This is a genomic window from Burkholderia sp. ZZQ-2 (assembly GCF_050768715.1).
Taxonomy (GTDB): Bacteria; Pseudomonadota; Gammaproteobacteria; order Burkholderiales; family Burkholderiaceae; genus Burkholderia; species Burkholderia cepacia.
Genome location: NZ_LDVA01000358.1, coordinates 21,087 through 27,722, shown reverse-complemented (window position 1 = coordinate 27,722; position 6,636 = coordinate 21,087). Strand labels below are relative to the sequence as shown.

The following is a 6,636-nucleotide window of genomic DNA, read 5'->3' as shown; positions in this document are numbered from 1 at the left end:
GTCTTCACGGTCGCACCCGGGCGCACCTTGTCGACGCCCTGCACGATCACGTGATCACCCGCTTGCAGACCACCTTCGACCACCCAGTTCGGGCCCTGCATGCCCGTCGTCTTCAGCGGACGCGGCTCGACCTTGTTGCTGGCGTTCACCACCATCGCGATCGCCTGACCCTTCTGGTCATGCGTGACGCCGATCTGCGGCACCAGGAACGCGTTCTCGTTCACGCCTTCCTCGATCCGTGCACGCACGAACATGCCCGGCAGCAGCACCTTGCCCGGGTTCGGGAAGACCGCGCGGATCGTCACCGAGCCGGTGGTCTGGTCGACCGTCACGTCCGAGAACTGCAGCTTGCCCGGCTCCGAATAGGTCTTGCCGTCTTCCAGGATCAGCGACACCTTCGCCGCGCCCGGGCCGGACGTCTTCAGGCGGCCGCTCTGTACGTCCTGGCGCAGCTTCAGCCCTTCGAGGCTCGACTGCGTGAGGTCCACATACACCGGGTCGAGCTGCTGCACCGTCGACATCAGCGTCGCCTGGCTCGCCTGCACGTACGCGCCCGGCGTCACCTGCGAGATGCCGACGCGGCCGGTGATCGGCGAAACGACATCGGTATAGCCGAGGTTGATCTGCGCGGTATCGACCGCCGCCTTGCCGGCCGCGACGTCCGCCGCGGCCTGGCCTTGCGTGGCCACCGCGTTGTCGTAGTCCTGCTTGCTGACCGCGTTCGCGGCCACCAGCACCTTGTAGCGTGCAACCAGCGCGTTCTGCGTGACGAGGTTCGCCTGCGCCTTCGCGAGCGTTGCCTTTGCACTGTTCAGCGCCGCGATGTAAGGCGCCGGGTCGATCTTGTAGAGGCGCTGACCGGCCTTGACGTCGGTGCCTTCGGTGAATTCACGGCGCAGCACGATGCCGTCGACCCGCGCGCGGACCTGCGCGACGAGGAACGCGCTGGTGCGGCCCGGCAGGTCGGTGAAGACCGGTACGGCTTGCGGCTGGACGGTGACGACGCCGACTTCCGGCGTTTGCGGCGGCGGTGCCGATTCTTTTTTCCCGCACGCGGCCAGGAAAACGGCGGCCGTTGCGGCAGTGATTAAGCGGTATGGAACCCGTTCGACGCGCATGGAGCGACCTCTCGCAAATAGACGACCTTCAATTGGAATCACCAGATCTCCTCGTAACCTGCACGCGCGGCCGGAATGCTGTCGCTTCCTGTTTGCCGCGGATGCGGTTGCGTATGTCGGGCGTTCGTTGCGCCCTGCGGAGCGTTCGTTCGTCGAACTGCTTCCGTGGAAAAAGCGTCATGAGCCCGCGGCACTGGCGGGCGGGCGTTGCCGCGGCGACCAACCGGGCCGCTAACTCGCGGGCCGGAACGCGGTGCCGGCGAATTCGACGAATGCCCGTGCAGCGGCCGGCAGACGCGCGGTACGCGCATGCGCGAGCTTCAGCGTGACGGGCGCGAGCGAGTGAACCGGTGCAACGCGCACCAGCGCGCCGTCCGCCAGATCGGCGTCGACGAGATACGCGGGCAGCACTGCGGCGCCCATGCCGGCCACGGCCAGCCGCCGTGCCATCTCGAGATGGCCGACGCCCTGACTGCCGCCGGGCGTGGCGTCGGGCCGGAACGCAGCCGCATCGTCGCCGCCGGCGGCCGGCAGATCGAGCCGCACGGCCGCAAGATCGGGCCAGTCGCCCGACGCAGCCGCGCCGCCGTGTGCGGCGACATAACCCGGTGCCGCGACGCGCACGGATTCGTAAGAGGCCAGCGTGTGCAACGCGTGCGCACCTGTCACCGGCATGCCGTCGGTCAGGAACGCAACGTCGATGTCTTCGGATGTCAGATCGATATGGGCGTCGGTCAGCGTCACGGTCGGCCGCACGTCCGGGAACCGGCTCACGAAACGATCGAGCAACGCGCTCAACTGGCTGAGCCCGAACGCGACCGGCGCGGCAATGCGCAGCGCACCTTCCGGCTTGCTGCCCATCGCGACGAAACGACCGTCGATCTCGTCGATCGCCCCGAGAATCCGTTCGACGCGCGTGAGATACAACTCGCCGATTTCCGTCAGCGACTGGTGGCAGGTGCTGCGTTGAAGCAGGCGTGCACCAAGGCGCGTCTCGAGCGCATCGACCAGTCGGCTCGCCATCGCCGTCGACACGCGCAGCCGCGTCGCCGCCCGGCGAAAACCGCCTTCCCTTGCCACCGTCACGAATGCCCGAATCGATTGAAGTTGGTCCATTTGTCCGGATTCCCCTGCGCGGTCGGCTGCCTGGCCGCGCACACCTGCTGCCGCGTCCCGACCGACATGTGACGGCCCGGCCAATGCGGCGGCACCGACGCCGGCCACGCCGGATCGGTCGGCGCGCTCGCGCCGGACGCGCACCGGCATGCAACGGACGCAAGCCGGCCTCGGCTGGCCCGATGCACGAATATTCGAATAGCAGTCCTGAGTCTCTTGCAGCGATTCACAGCGGCAACGCCGGCGGCATCCGTCGGCCTGGCGACGCTCATACCTGCGTCGCCCGAGCGCACTGGAACACGTTTCTTTCAGCAGGTGCAATGGTATGAAAACCACCGGAAATTGGCTTGCCTGATCCTGCGATTGTTTTGCCTTAATTTCCGAATTTGTGCGCTGCACACTGCGCAACGACGGGCAATGCGGCCGCCGGCCGTGCAGATCCGGATGATTGGGCTGATTTCCGACAGATTTAGGCAATCACGTGCGCGCGACTCGCCGTACGATGTGACCGCCGCGCCAGCCACCTGCCGGGACACCGACGGGGAATCGCAGTCGCGCACCTTGCACCGCCCCCTCGGTCATCCGCTCACGCAATATGGAAATCGACGCCCGAACGACGCCGCTACAGCGCATCGCACCCGATCACGCCCCTCGGTCACTAACGGCCCGGCTCGCTGCGCTGATCGCCGCCTATGCGCCGCACGACGGCACGTTCGAGCTCCCGGTGCGTGGCTTGCGCATCGCACGCGTGTCCGCGTCGCCGCCACACTGGAACCATGGCGTGCACCACGCGTGCCTGAGCATCGTCGGACAAGGCGCGAAATCGACACGGGTCGGCGACGCCGCCTACGTGATCGACGAATCGCGGATGCTGGTTACGACTGCCGACTTGCCCGCCACCGGCCGCGTGACGCGCGCGAGCCTGGCTGAGCCGTTCCTTTACGCACAACTGGAACTCGAGCCGGCCCGCATCGCGGCGCTCACACCACGCGTGTTTCCGCGCGGGCTGCCGAAGGCCGTCGACTGCGGCGCACTCGGCACGCACGATGCGCCGCCCGAAATCGTCGACGCCATCGCGCGGCTGATGCAACTGATCGCACAACCCGACGACATCGACCTGCTCGCGCCGCTGATCGTCGACGAAATCCTCATCCGGCTGCTACGCAGCCCGTCGGGTGCGCGCGTCGCGCAGGTCGGCCAGAGCGACTCGACGACGCAGCGCATCTCGCGCGCGGTCGCCTGGATCCGCGACCACTACCTCGATCCGATGACGGTCGAATCGCTCGCGCGACAGGTGGACATGAGCCCGTCGACGTTCCATCACCACTTCCGCGCGGTCACGTCGATGAGCCCGTTGCAATGCCAGAAGATGCTGCGGCTGCAGGAGGCACGCCGCCTGATGTGCCTGTCGGCAATGGATGCGCAGCAGGCGTGCCGCAGTGTCGGCTATGTGAGCGCGTCGCAGTTCAGCCGCGAATACGCACGCCTCTTCGGCGATGCGCCGGGCCGCGATGTCGTGAAGCTGCGCGACCAGGCGGTGCCACTATCCCGCGTCGCGCCGTAGGCCACGCACGTGACGTGCGAGGCACCCATGCACCGAACCAACGATGTTCGATATCGAAAGCAAGCACTTTCATAAAGGCCTGCCAGTTGCCCGCGCATCCCTGGTCGAGCCGGTCGTGCAGATGAATTCGATACCCGGTTCAAATACAGGACTGCATATCATTGGTTCGATTGACGCGCAGCGTCATCCTCACACGCCGACGGCGCAACTTCAGGACGTGCAGGAAGCGTTCAGCGCAGCCTCGTCGGTGGACAGCATTTCGGGTACGCATTCACGCAGAAAATCGACGAACGTGCGGATTTTCGCATCGAGATACTGGCGCGATGCGTACAGCGTATAGACGGTCAGCTTCTGCAAGCGGTAGTCGGGCAGCACGCGCACCAGCGCGCCGCTCGCCAGCGCGGGCAGTGCCGACGACATCGGCAGCGAACCGATGCCGAGGCCGGCGCGCAATGCGGCGCCGAGCGCATCGGCGATGTTCACCTGGAAATCCGGCAACGGCAGGTCGAACGTCTCGGGGCCGTCGGGGCCGTCGAGATGCCAGCGATCGCGCGGAAATACGGGCGTGACGATCTGCAGGCACGCGTGGCCGTCGAGCTCGCGCACCGTACGCGGCGTACCACGCTCCTTCAGATACGCGGGCGACGCGCACAGCACGCTGTGCACCTCGCCGAGCCGCTGCGACACGAGCCCCGAATCGGGAAGCTCCGTCGCACTCAACTGCAGCGACACGTCGTAGCCTTCGTCGATGATGTCGGGCACGTGCTGCGACAGCGTGAGCTCGACCGCGACCGACGGATAACGCTGCCGGTAACGCACGACCGCGGGCACCACGTAGGCCTGGCCGAAGCTCGTCGTCGCATGAACGTGCAGCCGCCCGGACGGCTTCGCCTGTGCATCGGCCGCCTCGGCTTCCGCTTCGTCGATATAGCCGAGGATGCGCTGGCAACGGTCGAGATAACGCTGCCCGGCATCGGTCAGTGCGATGCGGCGCGTGCTGCGGTTGAGCAGGCGCGTGCGCAGATGCGTCTCGAGCTGCGCGACCGACCGCGATGCATAGGCCGTCGTGATGTCCAGGCGCTGGGCCGCGCTCGTGAAGCTGCCCTCCTCCGCAACCCGGACGAAAATGCGCATCATCTGTAACGTGTCCATCGACCTGTCCCCGGGATTGAGATCACGTCGCGCCACCGTGTGCCCATGGTGCCAGCGGTTCCGGCGCGGGCCGGTCTGGCGCGAATTGTGCGGAACAGTACAGCAGCGGTGCAGACGTGTCCAGTTCGCCGCACGCGGCATGATCCGGATGCCGAATCGTGTCGCCGGGCCGCCATGCACGCGTCGTCCGGTTCGTGTGCATGTCCGGACGCGCCGGCAAGCCAACCGCGCCGAATCGGCAAAAACTACCCGGCGGCCACGGTGTCGCCGCACGATTCACGTCATGTATGACGGATCAGGCCGTGGCGGCCGCATCGAACGGATTGCGCAACACGATCGTGTCGTCGCGCTCCGCGCCGGTCGTGATCATCGATACCGGTGCGCCCGCGACCGCTTCGACGCGCGCGATGAAATCCTGCGCAGCGCGCGGCAACGCCGCGCGTTCGCGTACCCCTTTCACAGTGCCGCGCCAGCCGTCGAACCGCTCGTACACGGGTTTCGCACGCGACTGCGCATCGAGGCTTGCAGGCAGATGATCGACCCGCACGCCATCGAGTTCGTAGCCGACGCACAGCTCGATCGACTCGAAACCGTCGAGCACGTCGAGCTTGGTGAGCGCCAGCGAATCGATGCCCGAAATCCTGACCGCCTGACGCAACTGCGCGGCATCGAGCCATCCGCAGCGGCGCGGCCGGCCGGTATTCACGCCGAACTCCTGCCCGCGCGCGCGCAGCGTTTCGCCAGTCGCGTCGGACAGCTCGGTGAGGAACGGGCCGCCGCCGACCCGTGTCGCATACGCCTTGGTGACGCCCAGCACGTGGCCGAGCTTCGACGCGCCGAGCCCCGTGCCGGCCGCCGCCGCCGATGCAACGGTTCCGGACGACGTCACGAACGGATACGTGCCCCAGTCGATGTCCAGCATCACGGCTTGAGACCCCTCGAACAGGATGCGCTCGCCACGGTCGGTTGCGTCGTTGAGATCGGCCCAGACGGGGCGGACGAACGGCAGGATTCGCGGCGCGAGGTCGGCGAGCGTTGCCAGCATCGCATCGCGCGAATGCTCGTCGAGCCCCAGGCCGCGGAACCACGCGTTGTGATGGTCGACGAGCACATCCAGTTTGGCGGCAAGCCGGCCCGGTTCCGCGAGATCGCCGACGCGCAGCCCGCGACGCCCGACCTTGTCCTCGTAGGCCGGCCCGATCCCGCGCAGCGTGGTGCCGATGGGCTCGCGGCGCAGACGCTCCTGAGCCTGGTCGATCGCGCGGTGGATCGGCAGCACCAGCGTCGCGTTCTCGGCGATCGACAGGTTGTCCGGCGTCACCGACAGCCCGAGTTCGGCCATCCGCGCGATTTCCGCGAGCAAGGCTTCCGGATCGAGCGCCACGCCGTTGCCGATCACGCCGCGCTTGCCGCGCACGATGCCGCTCGGCAGGAGCGCGAGCTTGTATGTCTTGCCGCCGACGACCAGCGTATGACCTGCGTTGTGGCCGCCGTTGTAGCGCGCGACGAGATCGGCCTCTGCCGCCAGCCAGTCCACGACGCGTCCCTTACCTTCGTCGCCCCATTGGGCGCCCACGACCACCACGTTCGGCATGCTCCGCACTCCATGTGAGAAATTCAGACAATCGTTCGGCCGAGCCGGCCGTTTGTGTGCCATATTGGCGGAGCTTGAGCACCCGATCAAAC

Annotated in this window: 5 protein-coding genes; 1 reads left to right on the top strand and 4 read right to left on the bottom strand. The window is 67.1% G+C overall.

Annotation, left to right across the window (positions count from 1 at the left end; translation table 11 throughout):
* Together ABY44_RS35050 and ABY44_RS35045 are read right to left on the bottom strand one after the other, a co-directional pair.
* Window positions 1-1,118: efflux RND transporter periplasmic adaptor subunit (locus tag ABY44_RS35050; protein ID WP_431643512.1), on the bottom strand; the 1,118-nt coding region annotated here is incomplete at its 3' end.
* A 231-nt stretch (window positions 1,119-1,349) separates the two neighbouring features.
* Window positions 1,350-2,234 carry a LysR family transcriptional regulator gene (locus ABY44_RS35045; RefSeq protein WP_060170038.1) on the bottom strand — a complete coding sequence of 295 codons (885 nt, stop codon included), beginning with the start codon at window positions 2,232-2,234 and terminating at the stop codon, window positions 1,350-1,352.
* A 595-nt stretch (window positions 2,235-2,829) separates the two neighbouring features.
* On the opposite strand from ABY44_RS35045, the gene ABY44_RS35040 reads away from it, so the two are divergent.
* Window positions 2,830-3,798 (top strand): AraC family transcriptional regulator, encoded by a 969-nt coding sequence (locus tag ABY44_RS35040; RefSeq protein WP_060170040.1) that lies wholly within the window; start codon window positions 2,830-2,832, stop codon window positions 3,796-3,798.
* Window positions 3,799-4,008: 210 nt separating this feature from the next.
* Here the strand turns inward: ABY44_RS35040 and ABY44_RS35035 are convergent, their stop codons facing one another.
* Both ABY44_RS35035 and ABY44_RS35030 read right to left on the bottom strand, forming a co-directional pair.
* Entirely contained in the window at window positions 4,009-4,950 is a 942-nt protein-coding gene (locus ABY44_RS35035) for a LysR family transcriptional regulator (RefSeq protein ID WP_027792207.1), read from the bottom strand.
* Between the two features lie 295 nt (window positions 4,951-5,245).
* Entirely contained in the window at window positions 5,246-6,544 is a 1,299-nt protein-coding gene (locus ABY44_RS35030) for an adenylosuccinate synthase (protein ID WP_060170044.1), read from the bottom strand.
* Between the last annotated feature and the right edge of the window lie 92 nt (window positions 6,545-6,636).

Coding starts and splice junctions, on each gene's coding strand:
- ABY44_RS35045 (WP_060170038.1), bottom strand. CDS start 2,234: ATGGACCAACTTCAATCGATTCGGGCATTCGTGACGGTGGCAAGGGAA.
- ABY44_RS35040 (WP_060170040.1), top strand. CDS start 2,830: ATGGAAATCGACGCCCGAACGACGCCGCTACAGCGCATCGCACCCGAT.
- ABY44_RS35035 (WP_027792207.1), bottom strand. CDS start 4,950: ATGGACACGTTACAGATGATGCGCATTTTCGTCCGGGTTGCGGAGGAG.
- ABY44_RS35030 (WP_060170044.1), bottom strand. CDS start 6,544: ATGCCGAACGTGGTGGTCGTGGGCGCCCAATGGGGCGACGAAGGTAAG.